The 22,486-nt window shown below is 70.8% G+C and carries 2 protein-coding genes; both read right to left on the bottom strand.

What is annotated here, in order from left to right:
• Positions 1 to 8 precede the first annotated feature (8 nt).
• Entirely contained in the window at positions 9 to 218 is a 210-nt protein-coding gene (locus ACLJQ7_RS23970; protein WP_007029404.1) for an MbtH family protein, read from the bottom strand.
• Positions 215 to 22,468 (bottom strand): non-ribosomal peptide synthase/polyketide synthase, encoded by a 22,254-nt coding sequence (locus ACLJQ7_RS23965; protein WP_410650413.1) that lies wholly within the window; start codon positions 22,466 to 22,468, stop codon positions 215 to 217. Before ACLJQ7_RS23965 ends, ACLJQ7_RS23970 begins: the two co-directional genes overlap by 4 nt.
• Positions 22,469 to 22,486: the final 18 nt, after the last annotated feature.

Genomic DNA, 22,486 nt, shown 5'->3' with positions numbered 1-22,486 from the left:
CTTGAGCGTCAGGACTCCATGGCCTTGACGAGCGAAGCGGGCCGCAGGTCCGTCCAGTTGGTTTCGACGTACTCGAGGCACTCCGGACGCGAAGCGGGGCCGAACTTCGTGGTCCAGCCCGCCGGGACCTCGACGAACTCGGGCCACAGGCTGTGCTGGCCTTCGTCGTTGACCAGCACCAAGTACGTGCCGTCGGGGTTCTCGAACGGGTTCGTCATTCCTTGTTCTCCTTCTTCGTGGCCGGTGAATCAGCCCGGCGGATGAGCGCGTCCAGCGCGAGGAACCAGCCTTCCGCGAGTTCCCGCACCGAGTCTTCGGTGAGCACGGCCTCCGGCCAGGACCAGTGTGCGCCCAGTTCGGGGCCGCCGGAAAGGTCCTCGGCCAGGACGTTGACCGTCAGCGCGTGCGAGACCGGCATCCCGTCGTCAGGGCCGAGTTCGGCTGCCTCGGCCTCCGCGGCGTACGACCAATCGGTCGCCTCGGGGACACCGATCCGGCCCAGGTAGTTGAACTCGATCTGCGGCTTCGCGTACTTCGCGAGCTCAGGACCGGTGCGCGGGTCGAGGTACCGAAGCAGACCGTGCCCGATACCGCCGTCCGGCAACCCGTCGAGGTGGGCCCGGACCCGTTCGAGCGCCTCACCGGCGGCGGCTCCACCGGCGAACGCGTCGTCCAGGTCGAGGTCACCCAGGTCCAGGCACACCGGGACGACGCTGGTGAACCAGCCGACCGTCCGCGAAAGATCCGCACCGGCGACCAGTTCCTCTTCGCGGCCGTGCCCCTCGACGTCGACGAGCACCGCCTGTCCCCCGTCCCGGCGCCACCGGGCGACCGCGAGGGCGAGACCGGTGAGCAGGACATCGTTGATCGTCGCCCGGAACGCCGCCGGGACGCGGGACAGCAGCGGAGCCGTCCGCTCGGCGGGCAGTGTCAGCGACACCTTCTTCACGGTCGCCGCCACGTCTCGCGCGGGGTCGAGCGGCCGGTCCAGCGGGATCGGATCCCCACCGGCCAGCACCGACTTCCACTGATCCAGCTCGCCGGCCCGATCCTGGGTGGACAGAGCACGCGACCACCGCCGGAACGACGTGTCCACAGAAGACAGCTCCGGCGCCCCGCCGTTCGCGACCGCGTCCCAGGCGGAAACGAGGTCCGGCAGCAGGATCCGCCACGACACACCGTCGACGGCGAGATGATGGATCATCAGCAGCAACCGCCCAGGAGCCGACGGCCCCGCGTCGAACCACGTCGCGCTCAGCATCACCCCGGCGTCCGGGTCCAGCCGGGCACGGGTCGGCTCCGCTTGTCGCTCGATCAGCGCGAACAGATCACCGTCCCCGACGTCGACGCGGTCGACGCGGTCGATGCGCACGTCGGCGGATTCGACCACCCGGAGTGCCCAGCCGTCCACCGACCGGTCGAGCCGCGCGCGCAGCATGTCGTGCCGCGCGACGACCGCGCCGAGCACGGTCTTCAGCTGGTCAACGGTCATCCCGGACGGCGTCCGCAGCAACGCCGCCTGGTGGTAACCGTCGATCGGGCCGCCGAGTTCGCGCAGCGCGTGCATGATCGGCGTGAGCGCGACCGTGCCGTCGTGCTCGATGCTCTCGGCGACCTCGGCCAGCGCCTCGACGGTCCGGCGTGCGAACACGTCGTGCGGGGTGATCTTCAGCTCGGCCGCGCGAGCCCGGCTGACCAGCCGCATCGCGACGATGCTGTCCCCGCCGAGCGCGAAGAAGTCGTCGTCAGCACCGAGTTCCGGCACATCGAGCACCTCCGCGAAGAGCGCGCACAGCGCCTTCTCCCGTTCGGTCTCGGGTGCCCGGCCGCCTGCCAGCTCCGTGTAGTCCGGCGCGGGCAGTGCCTTGCGGTCCAGCTTTCCGTTCGACAGCACGGGAAGCGTGTCGAGCGAGACGAACGCCGACGGCACCATGTAGTCCGGCAGCGCCTCGGCTGCGAACCGCCGCAGCTCCTCCCGGCCCACAGTGGACACCACGTACGCCACCAGTTGCCTGGCCCGTGGCCGGTCCTCACGGACCAGGACGACCGCCTGCGTGACGTCCTGGTGCCGTTCGAGCACGGCCTCGACCTCGCCGGGTTCGACCCGGAAGCCGCGGATCTTCGCCTGGTCGTCGGCGCGCCCGCCGAAGTCCAGCCGTCCGTCCGCGGTCCAGCGGGCGAGGTCGCCGGTCCGGTACATCCGGGCTCCCGCCGGGCCGAACGGATCCGCCACGAACCGCTCGGACGTCAGCGCCGCCCGCCCGAGGTACCCCCGGGCGAGACCGGAACCGGCGAGGTACAGCTCACCGGTGACGCCGGGCGGGACCGGCCGCAGTGCCGCGTCCAGCACGTAGGCGCGGGTGTTCGCGACCGGCCTGCCGACCAGCGGTTTCTCGCTGTCGCCGATTTTCGCGACGAGGGCGTCCACTGTGGACTCGGTGGGCCCGTACAGGTTGAAGGCCTCGGTACCGTCCAAAGTGGCCAGACGGTGCCACAGGCTCTCGGGCACCGCCTCACCGCCGACACCGATCACGGCGAGCGGGCACCGGTCGCCGTCGAGCAGCCCCGCGTCCGCCATCTGCGCGAAGAACGACGGGGTGACCTCGATGAAGTCGAAACCGTCGCGGTCGATCATCGCGGCGAGCAGTTCGGGGTCGCGCCGGGTCTCCTCGTCCACGATGTGCACGGCGTGCCCGTCGAGCAGCCACAGCTGTGGCTGCCAAGAGGCGTCGAAGGAGAACGACCACGCGTGTCCCACTCGCAGGTGTGGTTTGCCGGTGGCCTCGACCGCGGGCCGGTGCAGGGTGGCGCGGTGGCTGTGGAACAGGTTCACCACGCCGCGATGCGGGACGACGACCCCCTTGGGTGTCCCGGTCGAGCCGGACGTGTAGATCACGTACGCCGGATGCTCCGGGTCGAGCGGGCGGATCCGGTCACGGTCGGTCAGGTCGTGCGGCTGCCGGTCCTCGGTGACGAGCGCGCACAGCGCCAGCGTCTCGATTTCGTTCCGCGGCAACGACTCCAGCAGCTCGGGCTCGGTCAGGATCACCTTGGGCCGCGCGTCGGCGAGCATCGCGGCCAGCCGCTCGGCCGGGTAGTCCGGGTCGAGCGGCAGGTACGCCGCACCCGCCTTGTGGACCGCGAGGATCGCCGGCAGCACGTCCGCCGAACGCGGCAACGCCAAGGCGACGAAGTCCTCGGGTCCCACGCCGTGGGCGACCAAGGCCCTGGCGAGCCGGTTCGCGCGCTCGTTGAGTTCTGCGAAGGTCAAGGCGAACTCGCCCGACACCACCGCCGTCGCGTCGGGCGAGCGCCGCACCTGGTCCTCGAACAGACCGGCCACAGTGGACGGTTCGACGGCGAGCGCCGTGTCGTTCCACTCCCGCACGATCAGCTCTAGGTCAGCCTCGGCCAGGATGTCGATCCTGCCGACCGGAGCGTCCACATCGGACACCATCGCGGCGAGCACGCGTTCCATCGCGGGGAGAAGCCGTTCCGGCAGACCGGCTTCGAACAGGCCGGCGCGGTACTCGGCGGTGAGCTTCAGCCGCGTGCCGGGTTCCACCGCCCAGGTGAGCGGATAGTGCGTGGAGTCCTCGTGACGCACGATCTCCCCGCGCAACCCGGCACCGGTCTCGTCCTCGTCCGCGCCGGGATAGCTTTCGAACACCATCAGCGTGTCGAACAGCTCCCCCAGCCCGGCGACACGCTGGATGTCGGCGAGCCCGAAGTGCTGGTGCGCCAGCAAACCGGACTGCTCGTCCTGGACCCGGTCGAGTAGTTCACCCAGCTTTTCGGCGGGGTCGAGCGCGATCCGCACCGGGATCGTGGTGATGAACAAGCCGATCATCCGCTCCACGCCGGCCAGTTCGGGCGGACGCCCGGCGACCGTCGCGCCGAACACGACGTCCGACCGGCCGGTCAGCCTGCCGAGCACGATGCTCCACGCCGTCTGGACGAGCGTGTTCAGCGTCAGACCACGCGATCGGGCCACCGCGGACAGTGCCTCGGTCGCCTGCTCCGGCACTTCCAGCGACAACCGCTCCGGCAGGGCCGGGATCCGCTGCGGATCGTGGAGGACGAGATGCGTCGGCTCGGTCAGGCCGTCGAGCGCCTGCCGCCACACGACTTCCGCCGCCTCCCGGTCCTGCTCCCCGAGCCAGCCGAGATGGTCGCGGAACTGACGGGCGGGCGCCAGCTCGGCGCCGGCGTACAGCTGGGACAGCTCGGCGAACAGCTGCGGTACCGACCAGCCGTCGAGCAGCACGTGCTGGTGGGTGAACACCAGCCGGTGCCGGCCGTCCGGCAAGGCCAGAAGCAGGAACCGCAGCAGCGGCGCGGTGGCGGGGTCGAAGCGGCGCCGGTCGTGGGCCGGCTCTGTCTCGGCATCGTGCGCCGAAGCGACGAAACGCCACGGAACGGTGACCGAACGCGCCACCAGGGCGACAGGGCGGCCGGACGCGAGGTACCGGTAGCCGGTGCGCAGGATGGCGTGCCGGTCCACGAGCGCCTGCGCGGCGTCACGCAGCCGTGCCGGATCGAGCGGCCCATCGAGATCGAACGACACCTGGACGGTGTAGACGTCGGGTCCTTCGCCATCCATCGTCGCGTGGAAGAGCAGCCCGGCCTGCAACGGCGTCAGCGGCCACACCGCGGCCGTGTCCGGCGCGACGTCGAGGATCTCCGCGCGTTCGGCCGCGTCGAGCTCCACCAACGGCTTCCTGGTCGCGGGCGCGTCGAGCCGCACCGAGCTGACCTCGGCCAGGGCCGCGACGGTCCGGTGCCGGAAGACGTCACGCGGGCTCAGCAGCAGCCCGGCGTTCCGGACGCGGCCGACCAGTTGCATCGCGACGATGCTGTCCCCGCCGAGGCGGAAGAAGTCGTCGTGGACGCCCACCTTGTCCAGCCCGAGCACACCGGCGACGAGCGACGCGAGCAGTTCCTCGCGCGGTGTGCGCGGGGCGTCATCGGTCACCGCGTCGGCGAAGTCCGGCGCGGGCAGCGCCTTGCGGTCGAGCTTCCCGTTGGGCGTCAACGGGAACGCGTCCAGCACCACGAACGCGGACGGCACCATGTACTCCGGCAGAGTGGCCTCGGCCAGTCGCCGGGCTTCTTCGACGTCCGCCTCCCCCGCCAGGTAGGCGACGAGCCTGCCCTCTCGCAGGACCACCCGCGCGGAGAGCACGGACTCGATCTCGCCCAGCTCGATCCGGAAACCGCGCAACTTGACCTGGTCGTCGGCTCGGCCGAGATAGTCGAGCGCGCCGTCGGCCCGCCACCGCGCGAGATCGCCCGTGCGGTACATCCGCTCCCCTGGCGCGAACGGGTTCGCCACGAACCGCTCGGCGGTCAGCCCCGCCCGGCCGAGATAGCCGCGCGCGAGCTGCGCGCCCGCCAGGTACAACTCCCCCGCCACGCCCGGCGGCACCGGCCGGAGCCGGGCGTCGAACACGTGCACCTGGGTGTTCCACACCGGACGGCCAATGGGGACAGTGTCATCGACGACCTCCCACGAGGTCACGTCCACCGATGCCTCGGTCGGTCCGTAGAGGTTGTGCAGCGGGGCATCCACGCGAGCCGCCAGTTCCGGCGACAGCGCCTCGCCACTGCACAGGACTCGGCGGACGCCGTGCCACGACGGCTCTTCGGCGAGGAACGCCTCCAGCATCGACGGGACGAAGTGCAGCGTCGTGATCCGCTCGTCACGGATCAGCGCTTCGAGATACGCCGGATCGCGGTGGCCGTCCGGTTTGGCGAGCACCAGTGTCGCGCCGGTGATCAGCGGCCAGAAGAACTCCCAGACCGACACGTCGAAACTGGACGGCGTCTTCTGCAACACGCGGTCGTCCGCGGCGAGGCCGTACTCGTCCTGCATCCACAGCAATCGGTTCACGATGCCCTGGTGAGGCACCACGACACCCTTGGGCCGACCGGTCGAACCCGACGTGTAGATCACGTACGCCGGAGACGACGGATCCACGACCCGCCCCAGACTCTCACCGGAGTAGCCGTCCAAAGCAGGCAGCTCATCGAGAACGACCGCAGGCGCCGCGTCTTCGAGCATGAACGCGATGCGGTCGGCCGGATAGTCCGTGTCGAGTGGCAGATACGCCGCGCCCGCCTTGTGCACCGCGTACAGCGCGACCACGAGATCGAGCGACCGCGGCAACGACACCGCCACCACAGACTCCGTACCCGCACCTTGCTCGATCAGCCATCGCGCGAGCTGATTCGCCCGCGCGTCGAACTCCGCATACGACAGCTCGGCACCCTCGAACACCACAGCGGGAGCGTCCGGCGTCCGCGCCACCTGCGCCTCGAACAACTCGGGCAGCGTGGTCGCCGGGACGTCGTGCGCGGTGTCGTTCCAGCGCCCGAGCTGGGCACGCTCGTCCTCGCCGAGGACGTCGAGTGCACCGACCGGGATCGCGGGATCGGCGGCCACCTGGTCCAGAACGGCGACCAGCCGTCGCGCGAACGACTCGGCCGTGCCGTGGTCGAAAAGATCGGCGCTGTACTCGATGGCGCCCGAGATCCCGCCAGCGTCACTGCCGTTCTCCAGGAACCCGAACTCGAGATCGAACTTGGCGACGCCCTGCGTGCACTCCTCCTGCTCCGCGCGAAGACCGGGCAACTTCAGCCCGTCGCCCGATTCGGGCAGGTAGACCACCATCACCTGGAACAACGGGTGCCTGGCCAGCGAGCGTTCCGGGTTGACCGCGTCGACCAGGCGCTCGAACGGCAGGTCCTGGTGTTCGAAGGCGGCGAGATCCGTCGCGCGCACCCGCGAGAGCAGATCATCGAACGCCGGGTCGCCGGACAGGTCGGTACGCAGCACCAGCGAGTTCACGAAGAAGCCGATCAGCGGCTCCAGCCGTTCGTCGACGCGGCCGGAACTCGGTGCGCCGAGCGGGATGTCGTCCCCGGCGCCGAGCCGGTGCAGCAGCGCCGCGACCGCGGCCTGCGCCAGCATGAACATGCTGACGTCGTGCCGCCGGGCGACCGCGCGCAGGCGCTCGGTGAGCCCGCCGTCGATCGGGAAGGTGACGAGACCACCGCGGTGGCTTGACTCCGCCGGACGGGGACGGTCGACGGGCAGGTCCAGCTCGTCCGGCAGACCCGCCAGCGCTTCCCGCCAGAAACCGAGGTGCCCGTAAGCCGTCGAGTCGAGCAGTTCGCGTTGCCACAAGGCGTAATCCGCGTACTGGACTGGCAGGTCAGTCCACTGTGGAGCGATGCCCGCCGCACGAGCCTCGTATGCGGTGGCGAGGTCCGCCATCAGCGGCCCCTGTGACCACTCGTCCGTCGCCACGTGGTGGATCACCAGCAGCAGGACGTGTTCAGTCGGCGAGACGACAAAGACCATGGCCCGGATCGGCAGTTCCTCGTCGAGGGCGAATCCGTGACCGACCTCGGCCGCCAACTGCGTCGGAAGGTCTCCGGCCGCCTCGAAACGGACTTCCGGACGCGCGTCGGCCAGAATCCGCTGCGCCGCGACGCCACCTTCTTCGACGAACACGGTCCGGAGTGGTTCGTGCCGCTCGACGAGATCGCCGATAGCCGCGCGCAGCGCGTCCGTGTCCAGTTCGCCGTGCAGGCGCCAGGCGAGCGGGATGTTGTAGGTGGAGGTGACACCTTCGAGCCGGTACAGGAACCACAACCGTTGCTGCGCGGGCGAAAGCGGCAACACGTCCGGCCGGTTCCCGGCACGCAGGACAGGTTGCGAGGACGGGTCCGAGAGCCGTTCGGCCAGCGCGGCGACGGTGGGGGCGTCGAAGACGTCGCGGACCGAAACCATGGCGTCCATACTCGCCGAGATCCGGCTGACCAGGCGCATCACCAGCAGCGAATGCCCGCCGAGCGCGAAGAACCCGTCATCGATCCCGACTCGGTCCACGCCGAGCACGTCGGCGAACAGCGCGCACAGCGCCTCTTCCCGCGCGTTCCGCGGCTCGCGGCCTTCGGTGGTCGCGAATTCCGGCGCGGGCAGCGCCTTGCGGTCGAGTTTGCCGTTCGGGGTCAACGGGATCTCGTCGAGCACGACGAACGCCGACGGCACCATGTGCTCCGGCAGCTTCGCCGCCACCCTCTCCCGCAGGCCTTCGACCGAGCCGACGATGTAAGCCACCAGTCGGTCTTCGCGAGCGACCACCACGGCTCGCGAGACAGCCTCGGACGCGGTCAGGGCGGCCTCGACCTCGCCGAGTTCGACCCGGAAGCCGCGGATCTTGACCTGGTCGTCGACGCGGCCCAGGAACTCCAGCACGCCGTCGTCCGACCAGCGCGCGAGATCCCCGGTGCGGTACATGCGCTCACCCGGGCCGCCGAACGGGTCGGCGACGAACCGCTCGGCGGTCAGCCCCGGCCTGGCCAGATACCCGCGAGCGAGCTGCACGCCTGCGAGGCAGAGCTCACCGGGGACACCCGGCGGGACCGGGTTCAGCCGCGCGTCCAGCACGTAGGTCCGCGTGTTCCACACCGGACGCCCGATCGGGACCGACGGCGTCGTCTCGGCACCGGCCCGCCAGGCCGTCACGTCGACGGACGCCTCGGTCGGGCCATAGAGGTTGTACAGCGGGACATCCACGCGGGCCGCCAGCTCCGACGGCAACGCCTCACCACTGCAGATCACGCGCCGCAGGCCCGTACACACCGCTGTCTCCAGGAACAGTGCGAACATCGACGGGACGAAGTGGACGGTGGTGATCCCGGCGGTGCGGATCAGCTCCGCGAGGTACACCGGGTCCTTGTGGCCCTCGGGTTTGGCGACCACCAGTGTCGCGCCGGTGATCAGCGGCCAGAAGAACTCCCACACCGACACGTCGAAACTCGACGGCGTCTTCTGCAACACCCGGTCATCGGCCGTCAGGCCGTACTCGTCCTGCATCCACAACAACCGGTTCACGATGCCGGAATGCGGCACCACCACACCCTTCGGCCGTCCCGTCGAACCTGACGTGTAGATCACGTACGCCGGAGACGACGGATCGACGTCCAGCCCCAGACTCCCGCCGGAGTAGCCGTCCAACGCAGGCAGCTCATCGAGAACGACCGCCGGCGCCGCGTCTTCGAGCATGAACGCGATGCGATCAGCCGGATAGTCGCGGTCGACCGGCAGGTAAGCGCCACCGGCCTTGTGCACCGCGTACAGCGCGACGACCAGGTCGAGCGACCGCGGCAGCGACACCGCCACCACCGACTCCGCGCCCACCCCCTGCTCGACCAGCCACCGCGCTAACCGGTTGGCGCGGGCGTCGAACTCGGCATACGAGAGTCCCGCGCCTTCGAACACCACGGCGGGAGCGTCCGGAGTCCGCGCCACCTGCGCCTCGAACAACTCCGGCAACGTCGTGACGGGGACTTCACGAGCCGTGCGGTTCCACTCGGTCACCCGCGCGCGCTCGTCACCGATCAGCACGTCGAGCGTCGCGACGGGCCGCGCCGGTTCAGCGGTGACCTGCTTCAGCAGCGACGTGAGGCGGGTGAGCAAGCGTTCGGCCGTCGTCTCGTCGGCGAGGTCTTCGGCGTACTCCAGCATCAGCGTGGTGGTGCTGCCGTCGTCGACCATCGTGAAGTGCAGGTCGAACTTCGCCATGCCGGTGTCCATCTCGAACCACTCGGCGGGCAGGCCCAGCACGTCGTGCGCGTCGCTCTGCCGGTGGTAGCCCACCATCACCTGGAACAGCGGGTTGCGCCCCGGCACCCGCGGTGGGTTCAGCTCCTCGACCATGCGCTCGAACGGCAGATCGCCGTGCGAGAACGCGGCGAGATCCGCCTCGCGCACCCGGTCGAGCAGGGCGCCGAACGTCGGCTCGCCGGACAGATCGGTCCGCAGCACCAGCGTGTTCACGAAGAATCCGACGAGCTGCTCTAGTCGTTCGTCAGTTCGTCCCGCGATCGGGGCGCCCAGCGGGATGTCATCTCCGGCGCCGGTCCGGTGCAGCAGCGCGGCCACCGCCGCCTGGAGCACCATGAACGGGCTCGCACCCGCCTTCGCCGCCAGGTCGCGCACGGCGGCCGACAGTTCCTCCGACAGCGGGGACTTGACCTTTCCGCCCTTGCCCGTCGGCTGGAGCGGACGGGGGCGGTCCAGCGGCAAGGTCAGCTCGTCCGGCGCCCCGCGCAGGGAATCGGCCCAAAAGGCGACCTGTGCGGCTCCGCGCTGATCGAGGAAGTCCCTCTGCCACAACGCGAAGTCGGCGTACTGCACGGGGAGGTCCGTCCACACGGGAGCCTCACCCGCTTGACGGGCTCGATAGGCCGAGGTCAGGTCGTCCAGGAACGGCCGGTCGGACCATTCGTCGGTCGCGCTGTGGTGCAGGACCAGCGAGAGCACGTGGTCGCCGTCGCCGAGGCGCAGCACCCGCAGCCGGACCGGGATCTCCGTCGCCAGATCGAACGGCGTCCGAGACAGTTCGGCGATCCGCCCGGCCAGACCGTCCTCGTCACACTCCTCGACGGCGAACGGGATCCCAGGCGCGTCGAGAACGCGCTGGTAGGGCTCCCCGTCGTGCTCGACGAGCACGGTTCGCAGGACCTCGTGCCTGCCGAGCACGTCGCCGAGCGCCGCACGCAACGCGTCGAGGTTGAGGTCGCCGCGCAACCGGAAGGTCAGCGGGAAGTTGTACGCGACCGCGTTCGCTTTCATCCGGTCCACGAGCCAGAGGCTGCGCTGAGACGCCGACAGCGGGATCCGTCCGGGCCGCTCGGCGCGGACCACCGCCGGCCGCGCCGGTTCGCCACCACCGGCGCGAGCGGCCAGCTCGGCCACCGTCGGGGCCTCGAACAGGTCACGGATGGCCAGTTCGGCGCCGAGTTCGGTCCTGGCCCGGCTGATGAGCCGGGTGGCGAGCAGGGAATGGCCACCGAGATCGAAGAAGTTGTCCTCGACGCCGACCCCGTCCACACCGAGGACCTCGCCGAAGAGCGCGCATAGCGTCTCCTCTTCCACGGTCTCGGCCGGGCGGCTTTCGGCGAGCCGCACTGTCTGCTCGGCGTCCGGGAGCGCCCGCGTGTTGAGTTTGCCGTTGTCGGTCAGGGGCAGGGCGCCCAGCGTGACGAAGGCGGCCGGGACCATGTAGTCCGGCAGTTCCGTCTTGAGCCTGTCCCGCAGGCGCTGCACCAGTTCGCCGCCGCCGCGGGCGGCCGTCGGGCTCGTGGCGTACTTGGCCAGCTTCGTTCCGGCCGAGACCAGCTGATGCACACCGGTGACCAGCGCGTCCGTCTGTCCCTTGTGGACGAACACGGCCTCGAACGCGCCCTCGGCCGACCAGGTGCAGTACACCCGGAACCCGAGCCGGTCGCCGAGTTCGTGCACGTCTTCGGGCTCCACACCACGCGAGGCACGGAACACCGCGAGGACGTCGATGAGCGGCGCGCCGGTGTCCAGCGCATGCGTCGCCTCGACCTCCGGAGCCTGCCGGGCGTCCGGGATCCGGCTCACCCGCAGCGTTTCCACGCCGGTGAGGCGCTCCTCAAGCGCGGCTAGAGAACCGACCTCGTCCCAAGACAGTCGTGGCGCCTGCGCGACCGACACCGTTTCGGCCGGTTCCTTCACCAGGACCGCGTCGTAGCGGTACCGGCTCAGCTCGTTGTGCAGCCGGGCCCGTTTGATCCGGACCTGCGCGGCGACATCCGGAAGCCGCCGCGCGAGCGCGAGGAAGTAGTCCGGGTCGATCAGCAGTTCCTTCTCCAGCGCGGCACCGCGTTCGATCGCGCGCCGCACCTGGGCGACGTCGGAGGTCGCGTCGGCGCGGGTGAGCTGGATCGCGGTGTGGAAGGCGCGGGCGAGCCGCAGGTTACGCACGTCGCCGACGAACAGCGCGCCGCCGGGCGCGAGCAGGCCGATCGCCTTCGTGATGACGTCGGTCAGGTAGTCGACGCTCGGGAAGTACTGGATGACGGAGTTGATCACGATCGTGTCGAACCGGCCGCCGGGCAGGCCGTCGAACAGGTGCGCCGGCTGCGCACGCAGATTCACCTTGGCCGCCAGCGCAGGATCCTGTTCCAGCTCGCGGTTCAGCTTCGCGATCACCGGCGCGGCGAGGTCGGTACCCCAGTACTCCCGCGCGAGCGGCGCGATCTGCCCCATGAGCAGACCGGTGCCGACGCCGATCTCCAGCACCCGTTCCGGCTTCAGCTCGGCGATCCGGTCGACGGTCGCCCGCCGCCATTCCCGCATGTGCTCCAGCGGGATCGGCTCGCCGTCGTAGCTGGAATCCCAGCCCGCGAAGTCCTCGGTGAACAGGGCCGTCGGGATCTCGGTGTACTCGTCGGAGTAGATCTGCTGCCATTCGCCGACCTGGTCGGCTTCGGCCTCGGCGCGCGCGTCGCCGCTGAGTTCTGCCGGGACGACGTACCCGATGAGCCGCTGCAGACCGGGTGCCGACGGGTCCGGCCGCGCGAGGACGGCGGCCTGCGCGACCTCCGGGTACCGGCTGAGCGCGGTCTCGATCTCGCCGAGTTCGACGCGGTAGCCGCGGATCTTGACCTGGTCGTCGGTGCGGCCGAGGAAGTCGATGTTCCCGTCGGCGCGGCGCCGCACCAGATCTCCGGTGCGGTACATGCGCCCGCCACCGGGCACGAACGGGTCGGCGACGAACCGTTCCGCGGTCAGCGCCGGGCGACCGAGGTAGCCGCGGGCCAGGCCCTCGCCCGCGATGTAGAGCTCACCCGCGACACCATCACGCACCGGCCGGAGCCAGGCGTCGACGATGTAGGCGCGCGTGTTCCAGATCGGCTTGCCGACGGTCGGGGTGTCGCTGTCGGTCGTGCCGCCACCGAGCGTGTTGATCGTGTACTCGGTGGGGCCGTACAGGTTGTAGCCGTAGGTCCCGTCGGTGTCCCGCAGCCGGTTCCACACCGACTCGGACACCGCTTCGCCGCCGAGCAGGACGAGCGCCGGCCGGTGCCCTTCCAGCAGCCCTTCCTCGATCAGCAGGTGGGCGTACGTCGGCGTCACGTTGACGACGTCGACCTCGTGCTCGTCGCAGTAGGCCACGAGCGCCCGCGCGTCTCGGCGCAGTTCCTCGTCGCAGACGTGGACCTCGTGCCCTTCCACGAGCCACAGCAGTTCTTCCCAGGACATGTCGAAGGCGAACGACACGGTGTGGGCGATCCGCAGCCGCCGTCCGCCCGCCGACGCGATGGCCGGGGCGAAGATGGCGCCCTGGTGGTTGAGCTGCATGTTCGTCAGGCCGCGGTACGGCGTGACGACACCCTTGGGCTTTCCTGTCGAGCCCGACGTGTAGATGACGTACGCCGGGTGGTCCATCCGGTCCGCGCGGCCGCGCGCGAACAACGGGCGTTCGGCGTCGGAGATCGGGCCGTCGTCGAACGCCCTGTCTTCGTGGTCGTCGACGAGCACACGAAGGACGTCACCAGGCAGCGTCGCCGAGACATCCTTTGTGGACACCAGGCACAGCGGCCGGGCGTCCTCCAGCATCACCGTGAGCCGGTCGACCGGGTAGTCGAGTTCCAGCGGCAGGTACGCCGCGCCGGTCCGCAGCACGGCGAACAGCGCCACGACCATGTCGATCGACCTCGGCAGGCCGAGCGCGATCACCTCTTCCGGCGCGGCACCCTTCGCCAGCAGCAGGCGGGCCATCCGGTTGATGCGCGCGTCGAGTTCGGCGTAGGTCAGCTGCTCCTCGCCGGACACCAAAGCGGTCGCGTCCGGGGTCCGCTCGGCCTGGACGGCCAGCAGATCGGCGATCGTGTCCTCGACGACGGGATGCTCGGCCTCGGTCCAGCCCGCCTCCAGCGCGGCACGGTCCTCGGCGGACACCGTCGCGAGCGCGGCGGCCGGTTTCGCCGGGTCGTCGACGATCTGCGCGACCAGTGACGTGAACCGATCCAGCACCGACGCGGCCTCGGCGGCGTCGAGCACGTCGTCCCGATAGGACACCGTGACCCGGATTTCGTCGCCCGGCGTCACCACCAGCGTCAGCGGATAGTGCGTGGCGTCGATGTTCAGCAGGCCGGTGATGCCGTGCCGATGACGCAGGCCGTCGCGCCGCTCGTCGCCGTCGGCGTTGCGCAGCACGAAAAGCGTGTCGAACAGGACGCGGTGCCCGGCCTCTCGCTGCAGGACGCCGAGGCTCATGAACTCGTACGGTGTCAGGTCCATCCGCTCGGACTGCAAGCGCCGCACCAGGTCGAGGACGGATTCGCCCGCGTCGAGCCGCACCCTGGTGGGCACGGTGTTGAGGAACAGGCCGATGGTGTTCTCGATCTCGGGCACGGCGGCCGGCCTGCCCGCGACCGCGGCGCCGAAGACGACGTCGGTCCGCCCGGTCATGGTCGACAGGACCAGGCCCCAGGCGGCGTTGAGCACGGAGTTGACGGTCAGGCCGTGCCTTCTGGCCTGCTCACGCAACGCGCGGCCCAGTTCGGCCGGAAGCACGGTGTCCAGGTTGACCGGGGTCGCCGGAACCAGATCCCGGCCTTCCGGGCCGATGACCGTCGGCTCCACGAGACCGGACAGTGCCTCGCGCCACGCGTTCGTGGCCGCCTCGATGTCCTGCCGGTCCAGCCAGCGCAGGAAGTCCACATAGGACCCGGCGGCGGGCAGGGCGCGGTCGTCGCCGCCGAGGTCGTACAGCGCGAACAGCTGCTCGATGAACAGCCAGGCGGACCAGCCGTCCCAGAGCAGCAGGTGCCGGTTCAGCACGACACGGTCGCGTCCGTCGCCGAGCCGTACCAGTTTCAGCCGGAACAGCGGCGGGGCACCGAGGTCGAACCGCGTCGCGCGGTCCTCCGTCATCAGCTCGTCGAGGGTGGCCTGCTGTTCGTCGTCGGGCAGGGCCGAAAGGTCCACTTCGGACACCGGAGGTTCGACCTCGGCCGCCACGAACTGCACCGGCCCACGCAGCCCCTCGCTGGTGAACCCGGCGCCGAGACTCGGGATCCGGCGCAGCAACGCGGCCACCGCCGTCCGCAGCCGGTCGGCGTCCAGGCGGTGATCGAAGTCGATCGCCTCCTGGATCGTGTAGATGTCGACCCGGTCGGAGTTGTAGCTGGAGTGGAAGAACAGGCCTTCCTGCAGCGGCGACAACGGCCAGACGTCGGCGACCGGCACCGGGCTCACCCGCTCGACGCGGGCGATCTCCTCCTGCGTCAGCGAAACGAGTTCGAGGTCGGACGGCGTGAGGCCCACCGGCGCGTGCGTGTCCACGGCCGCCAGCTCGCGCAAGGCCGCGAGCCAGCGGTCGGCGAGCGCGTCGGCCGCACCCTCGAACGTCGCGGTCAGCCTCGGCCCGTCCGCGGTCTCCTCGCAGGCCACCCCGATCCGCAGGGCGTGGTCTCCGGACGGCGGCACGGCCGCGTGCCCGGCGACCTGCCACTCCCCCCGCCCCGCCGGGATCCGGCCGTCGTAGCGCAGCGCGATCCGCGGCTTCGGGAGCCCGGCGAGCAACGGGCCGGCCTGGACGTTGAGGTACCGCAGCGGGCCGTAGCCCTCGGGTGTCTCGCGGACGGTCTCCTTGACGGCCTTGAGCATCGCGAGCGGTTCGCCGGTGGCGGTGATCCGCACCGGGCGGGCCGACGTCAGCGCGCCGACCGTGTCCGACGTGTCGACCCTGCCGTGGAGGTCGACGAGGAGGTCGCCGCCGACAGCGACTTTCAGCGCCGTCAGAAGGACGTCGGTCACGTCGCCGTGCACGGCTGACGGGAGCGCGCCGACGAGCGTCCGGGTGTCCTCGATGGACAGGGTGATGCGACGTTCGGCGACGTCGCCGGGGATCTCGGCGGAGCCGGGCGCCAAGGTCTCGGCCCAGTGCTCGATCTCACCGAGCAGCGCGGGATCCTGCGCTTCACCGGTGATCCGGCGAGCGATCGTCCGCAGCGACGTCCGCACCGGGATGAACACCGGCGGGCGGCCGTCGGTCACGGCCTGCCAGGCGATCGCGAGGTCGGCGGCCAGCGTCGTCCAGCTCCGCGCGTCCAGCAGGACCGGATGGGCGACCAGGAGCAGTCTGCCCGGCTCGTCGAACCAGACGGCCTGCAGCAGAGTGTCCGGCAATCGGTCAACGGCGTCGCGGTATTCGTCCTCGACGGATCCGGTCGTGTGCCGGAGCAGATCCGCCGCCTGAACCGTCCCTTGTGGACGGACTTCGAGCGACCACAGCACCGAAGCGACCCGCGACAGTTCGAGCCGCAGGCCGTCGTGGTGGTCGAGCACGAGTTGCAGGGCGGCGGCCAGCGTCTCGACGTCGGCCCCGTCGGGTGCGGTCAGCAGCACGGACTCCGGCTGGATCGCGTCGCCGAGCTCGCGAAGCCTGAGCACTTCGGGAAGGAGAGGCACGGGACCGACACCGTCGGCGACGGCCACCGGCTCGGCAGGTGCGGCGGAGGCGGCGAGCGCGGCCGGGGTCCGGAGCTCGAAGACATCCTTGGGGCTCAGCTCGAACCCGGCCCGCCGGGCGCGGCTCGACACGGCGATCGACGAGATGCTGTCGCCGCCCAGCAGGAAGAAGTCCCCATCGGCACCGACGGAGTCCAGGCCGAGGACGTCCGCGAAGATCCGCGCGAGGGTGCGTTCCTGATCACTCTCCGGGACGCCGGCGGCTTTGCCGACCTCGGGCGCGGGCAGCGCGCGGACGTCGAGCTTTCCGCTGGGGGTCAAGGGGAATTCGTCGAGCACGACGAACGCCTGCGGCACCATCGGCGCCGGAAGTGCCTCGCTGACGGCGGCACGCAGCCGCTCCGGGTCCACACTGCCGACGACGTAACCGACGAGCGCGCCGTCCTTCGCGACGACCGTGGCGGCCGTGACCTCCGGCAGCGCGACGAGGACGGCTTCGATCTCGCCGAGTTCGATCCGGTTGCCGCGGATCTTCACCTGCCGGTCGGTGCGGCCGAGGTACTCGATCTCGCCGTCGGCGCGGCGCCGCACCAGGTCGCCGGTCCGGTACAGGCGCTGCCCCGGCTCGCCGAACGGGTCGGCGACGAAGCGTTCGGCGGTCAGGCCCGGCCGCCCGTGGTAGCCGCGGGCCAGCTGGACACCGGCGAGATACAGCTCGCCCGCCACGCCGTCGGGCACCGGGCGGAGACAGCCGTCGAGGACGTGCACCCGCGTGTTCCACACCGGCCGCCCGATGGGCACAAAGGCGCCCTCAGCCCCTGTGCTCGCGAAGAAGGTGACGTCCACGGCCGCCTCGGTGGGGCCGTAGAGGTTGTGCAGCGGGACACCGGTGAGCGAACGCCACCGCGCGGCGATCTCGCCGGTCAGCGCCTCGCCGCTGGAGAACACCCGGCGCAACGACCCGAACTCGCCGGTGACCTCGTCGCTGCCGAGGAACGCGGCGAGCATGGACGGGACGAAGTGCAGGGTGGTGATCTCCTGCTCCCGGATCACCCGGGCGAGATACGCGGGGTCGCGGTGGCCGTCCGGTTCGGCCAGGACCACCGCGGCGCCTTCGCACAACGCCCAGAAGAACTCCCATACCGACACGTCGAAACTCGACGGTGTTTTCTGCAGCACACGATCCGAGGCCGTGAGCCGGTATTCGTGCTGCATCCACGCGAGCCGGTTGACGATCGCGCGATGCGTGACGGCCACGCCCTTCGGCCGCCCGGTCGATCCGGAGGTGTAGATCAGATAGGCGGCGTTGTCCGGTCCGGCGGCCGCCCTTTGGACGTCGTCGACAGGCTCGCCGCTGACGGGAACACGCGTCAGCCCGTCGACGACCGGGATCCGCGCGGCCGTCCCGGGTTCGGAGAGCACGAGACGCGCACCGGAATCGGCCAGCATGTATTCGAGCCGGTCGGCCGGGTAGTCGAGGTCGATCGGCAGATAGGCGGCCCCGGCCTTGAGGACACCCAGCAGAGCCACCATCAGCTCGGCCGACCTCGGCACGGCGACGGCGACGACCTCTTCGGGACCGGCACCCAGCGCGCGCAGCCTGCGAGCCAGGTTCTCGGCGCGGGCGTCGAGGTCCGCATAGGACAGTTCGGTGTCCCTGAACACGACCGCCGTCGCGGACGGCGACTTCGCGACCTGCTCGGCGAAGGCCTCGGCCAGCGTTCGCTCGGGTACCGGATGCGAGGTCGCGTTGAGATCGGCCAGACGGCCGCGTTCGGCGGGCGAAAGCAGGTCGAGGGCGGCGACCGGCAATTCGGGGTTCGCGGTCAGCGTCTCCAGCCGCCGGGCGAACCGTTCGGCGAGCTGCCCGGCCGCGACCGCGTCGATCCGCGCGGCGTCGAACTTGAGGCTGAACTCGAGGTCTTCACCCGGTGTCACGATCACCGCGACCGGGAAGTGCACCGCGTCGGTGACCTCGACACCGGTGAGGCGGACGGTTCCGGACGCGCGTTCGTCGTCACGCGGGAAGTTCTCGACGACCACGAGGGTGTCGAACAGTTCTTCCTGCCCCGCACCGGCGATGCGCTGCAGTTCGCCGAGGCCGAGATGCTGGTGATCCAGCAACGCCGCCTGCTCGCCCTGCAGTCGCCGCAGCACGGCGGCGACGGTCTCGGCTCCCGACCAGCGCAGCCGCACCGGCACCGTGTTGATGTAGAGACCGACCGCCGACTCGATACCGGCGGCACCGCTGTCGCGGCCGGAAACCGTGCTGCCGAACAGCACGTCGTCCCGGCCGGTGAGCCCACCGAGCAGGAGTCCCCACGCGCCGTGCAGTACGGCGCCCAGGGTGATCCCGTGCGCGCGAGCCATGGCCGACAGCGCCTTCGTCGCGTGTACGCCGAGGCTCAGCTGCAACCGCGACGGCTGTCTCGCCGCACCGGCCCGTCCCTCGACCAGCCGGGTGGGTTCGTCCACTCCGGACAGTGCTTTGCCCCAGGCTTCGCGCGAAGCCTCGTGATCTCGTGACGCGAGCCGCCGCAGGTGCTCGGCGCGGGTGCCCGGCTCCGGGAGCATGGCGTCCGCGCCTCCGTATCCCGCCAGCAGTTCACGGAGCAGCACCACGACCGACCAGCCGTCGGCGATGATGTGGTGGAACGTCAGCGCCAGCTTGGCGTGACGCTCGTCGAGCCGGGTGAAGGTCGCCCGCAGCAGCGGCGGCCGGGCGAAGTCGAACCGGCGCGCGCGATCGGCCTCGAAGGCTCCCACGGCGTCTTCGGCGGCCACCTCACGCCAGGGCAGCTCGGCGTGCCGGGTCACCGTCTGGACGACCCGGCCGCCGTCGAGCTGTCGGAAACCGGACCGCAGGGACGAATACCGGTCCAGCAGCGCCTGCGCCGACCGGCGCAGCGCCTCGGTGTCGACGTCGCCTTCGAGGTCCAGCACCTCCTGCACCGTGTAGATGTCCGCGGCCTGGCCGCCCTCGAACTCCGCGTGGAAGAAGAACCCTTCCTGCAGCGGCGTCACGGGCAGGACTTCGGCGTACTCGGCGAGCGCCGCGCGTTCGGCGCCGGTCAGCTCCAGCAGCGGCCGCTCGTCCACAGTGGACTCGACAACGACGGTCTCCACGCAGGCGGCCAGCGCCTCGGGAGTCCGATGCTGGAACACCTGGCGCGGGGTGATGGCGAGGCCGTGTTCCGCCGCGCCCAGCACCAGCCGGATGGACAGGATGCTGTCGCCGCCGAGGGAGAAGAAGTCGTCATCGGCGCCGATCGAGGCCAGGCCGAGGACGCGCGCGGCGACGTCGCACAGGATCCGTTCCCGCTCGGTACGCGGCGCCCGGCCGGTGACGGCGGCGCCGAACTCCGGCCGCGGCAGCGCGGTGCGGTCGAGTTTGCCGTTCGGCATGATCGGCAGCCGGTCGAGGTCCACGAACGCCGACGGCACCATGTAGTGCGGCAACGCCGATTCCGCGTGCGCGCGCAGGTCCTTGAGCAGCGACGTCGATCCGTCCGCGGCCGGGACGACGTAGGCCACCAGCCGCCGGTCGCCCGGCTTGACCTCGCGTGGCACGACGGCGATCCGCTCGACGCCGGTGAACGCGGCGAGCGCGGATTCGATCTCCCCGGGCTCGATCCGGAACCCGCGGATCTTGACCTGATGATCGGTCCGGCCGAGGAAGTCGAGGCTGCCGTCCGCACGCCAGCGGACCCGGTCGCCCGTGCGGTACATCCGCGCGCCGCCATCGGCGAACGGGTCGGCGACGAAACGTTCGGCCGACAGCCCCGGACGTCCCGCGTAACCCCGCGCGAGACCACGTCCGCCGACGTACAACTCCCCTTCGACACCGACCGGGACCGGCCGCAGCGCGGTGTCGAGGACATAGCAGCGGGTGTTCGGATCCGGGACGCCGATCGGGATCGGGCCGGTCCAGCCGGGCTCAGCCGCCCACAGCGTCGAGTTCACCGTCGCCTCGGTCAGCCCGTACGCGGCGACGACCCGCAGGTCTTCGGCCCAGCGCGCGATCAGTTCCGGCGGGACGGTCTCCGTGCCGACGATCAGCACCGCGCCCTTCGGCAGTTCGCAGTCCGCCGGCAGCGCCGCGACCAGCGACGGCGGCAGGATCATGTGCGTCGCCGCGTTGCCGGCGATGTAGCCGGTCAGTTCGACGCCCGCGACCCGGCGATGCGACGGGACCACGATCAGTGTCCCGCCGACGCACAGCGACATGACCAGATCCCAGACCGTCACGTCGAAGCCGGTGGACGCGAACTGCACCACCCGGCTGTCCTCGCCGATGCCGATCCGTTCGGTCGCCGTGCTGATCAGGCTGCCGATCCCGTCGTGGGACAGGACCACGCCCTTCGGCTTGCCCGTCGAGCCCGAGGTGTAGATGACGTACGCGGCCTGGCTCAGCGCGATGCCGCTGAGGTCCACAGTGGACGAGTCGAGCGCCGCGAGTTCCGCGACGATCCCGGAATCGTCGAGAAGGACCCGTTCGACCTCCACACCGGACGGCAGCTGCGCGGATTCCTCCACAGTGGACACCACGAGGTCGGCCCCCGCGTGGAGGAGCATGTAAGCGAGGCGGTCTTCGGGGTGATCGAGGTCGAGCGGGAGGTACGCGGCCCCGGCCTTCATCACGCCGAGCAGGGCGACGACGAGATCGGCCGAACGCGGCATCGCCACGCCGACGACGTCCTCGTCACCGACGCCGCGTCGCCGCAGCAGCCGGGCGAGCCGGTTGGCGGCGGCGTCGACCTCCGCGTAGGTCATGCGGACGTCCTCGCAGACCACGGCCTCCGCGTCCGGCTTCCGCGCCACGACCCGGGCGAACGCCTCGGGCCACGAAACCTCCGGCGACTCCGCGGCCGCCGTCCCGAGCGCCAGGACCCGGTCCCGTTCCTCGGCGGAGAGCAGGTCGATCGCGGCAAGCGGCAAATCCGGTCCCGCCACCAGGGCGTCCAGCACCGCGGCGAACCGGCGGCCATGATCGGCGAGTTCGTCGTCGGAAGACACGGACTCGTCGGCGTCCAAGTCGAAGCGGAGCCCGCGGCCCTCACCGGCGTCGTACACGGCGATGGCGACGTCGCTGATCGGCCCGAGTTCGAGGTTGTGCACCGTCGCGCTCGCGTCGCCGAACGCGAGTTCGCCGTCCACGGCCATGTAGTTGACGCTCAACCCGACCAGCTCGTGCACCCCGCCGCTCGCGCCGAGCTCGCGCGCGAGGTCCTCCCCGCGGTACCGGCTGTGCTCCAGCAGCGCGGAGACCTTCTCCGCGACCTGGGCGACGAGCTGCGCGGGCGTCGTCTCCGGGCGCACCGTCAGCCGCAACGGCAAGACGTTGGAGACCATGCCCGGCTGCTCACGCAGGGCTCGAGTGGTCCGCGCGGTGACCGGCAGGCCGAGGACGAGGTCTTCGACGCCGGTCACCCGGTGGGCGTACGCCGCCACCGCGGCGATCGCGACACGGGACAGCCTCGTTCCGGCGTCGAGCGCGAACTTCCGCAGGCGACCGGCGTTCGCCGTGGCCAGCTCCCACGAGTGCCGCCGGAGCCGGACCTGACCGGACGACGCGCGGCCGAGCAGCCGCACCGGATTGGGCCTGCCCGCGAGTTCGCCCGACCAATAGTCGCGGTCGGCCTTCGCGTCGTAGCCCGCCTCGGCCAGCCCGGAGAGCGGCCAGGAGACCTCCTCGGCGGTGCCGGAATAAAGGGCCGCCGCACGACGGGTCAGGACGGCCTGCCCGTGCGCGTCCATCACCAGATGGTGGTAACGCTGGAACCAGCGGACCCGGTCCGCGGCCAGGACGAGCAGTGCGTGCGCGGTGAGCGGCCCCCGGCCGGGGTCGGTCACCACGGCGAGCTCGGCCCGCGCCCACTCGTCGGCGGCCCGCTCCGGATCCGGCTCACCGGTGAAGTCGAGGACCGCGACCTCACGGGGGGCGACCGGACGCTGGACCGGCGTGTCGCCGTCCAGCTCGACCGTGACGTGGAGGCATTCCGCCTCCGCGACCGCCCGCCGAACGGCTTCACCCAGCCGGGCGATGTCGACGTCGCCGCGAAGCTCGGCGACCCAGCCGATCGTGTAGACCGGGTCGGCCGGGTCGAGCTGCTGCGCGAGCCAGATCCCCTGCTGTGCCGGGGTCAGGGGAAAGCCGCGGTTCATCGGGTCGCCTCCACCGTT

The organism is Amycolatopsis sp. cmx-4-54, from assembly GCF_046548895.1.
In the GTDB taxonomy this organism is placed as follows: Bacteria; Actinomycetota; Actinomycetes; order Mycobacteriales; family Pseudonocardiaceae; genus Amycolatopsis.
Note: the sequence above shows the minus strand (reverse complement) of the source record. Positions and strands in the feature narration are given on the sequence as shown.

What these genes read in the sequence shown, in the direction of transcription:
- ACLJQ7_RS23970 (WP_007029404.1), bottom strand. Translation starts at nt 218, where the DNA reads ATGACGAACCCGTTCGAGAACCCCGACGGCACGTACTTGGTGCTGGTC.
- ACLJQ7_RS23965 (WP_410650413.1), bottom strand. Translation starts at nt 22,468, where the DNA reads ATGAACCGCGGCTTTCCCCTGACCCCGGCACAGCAGGGGATCTGGCTC.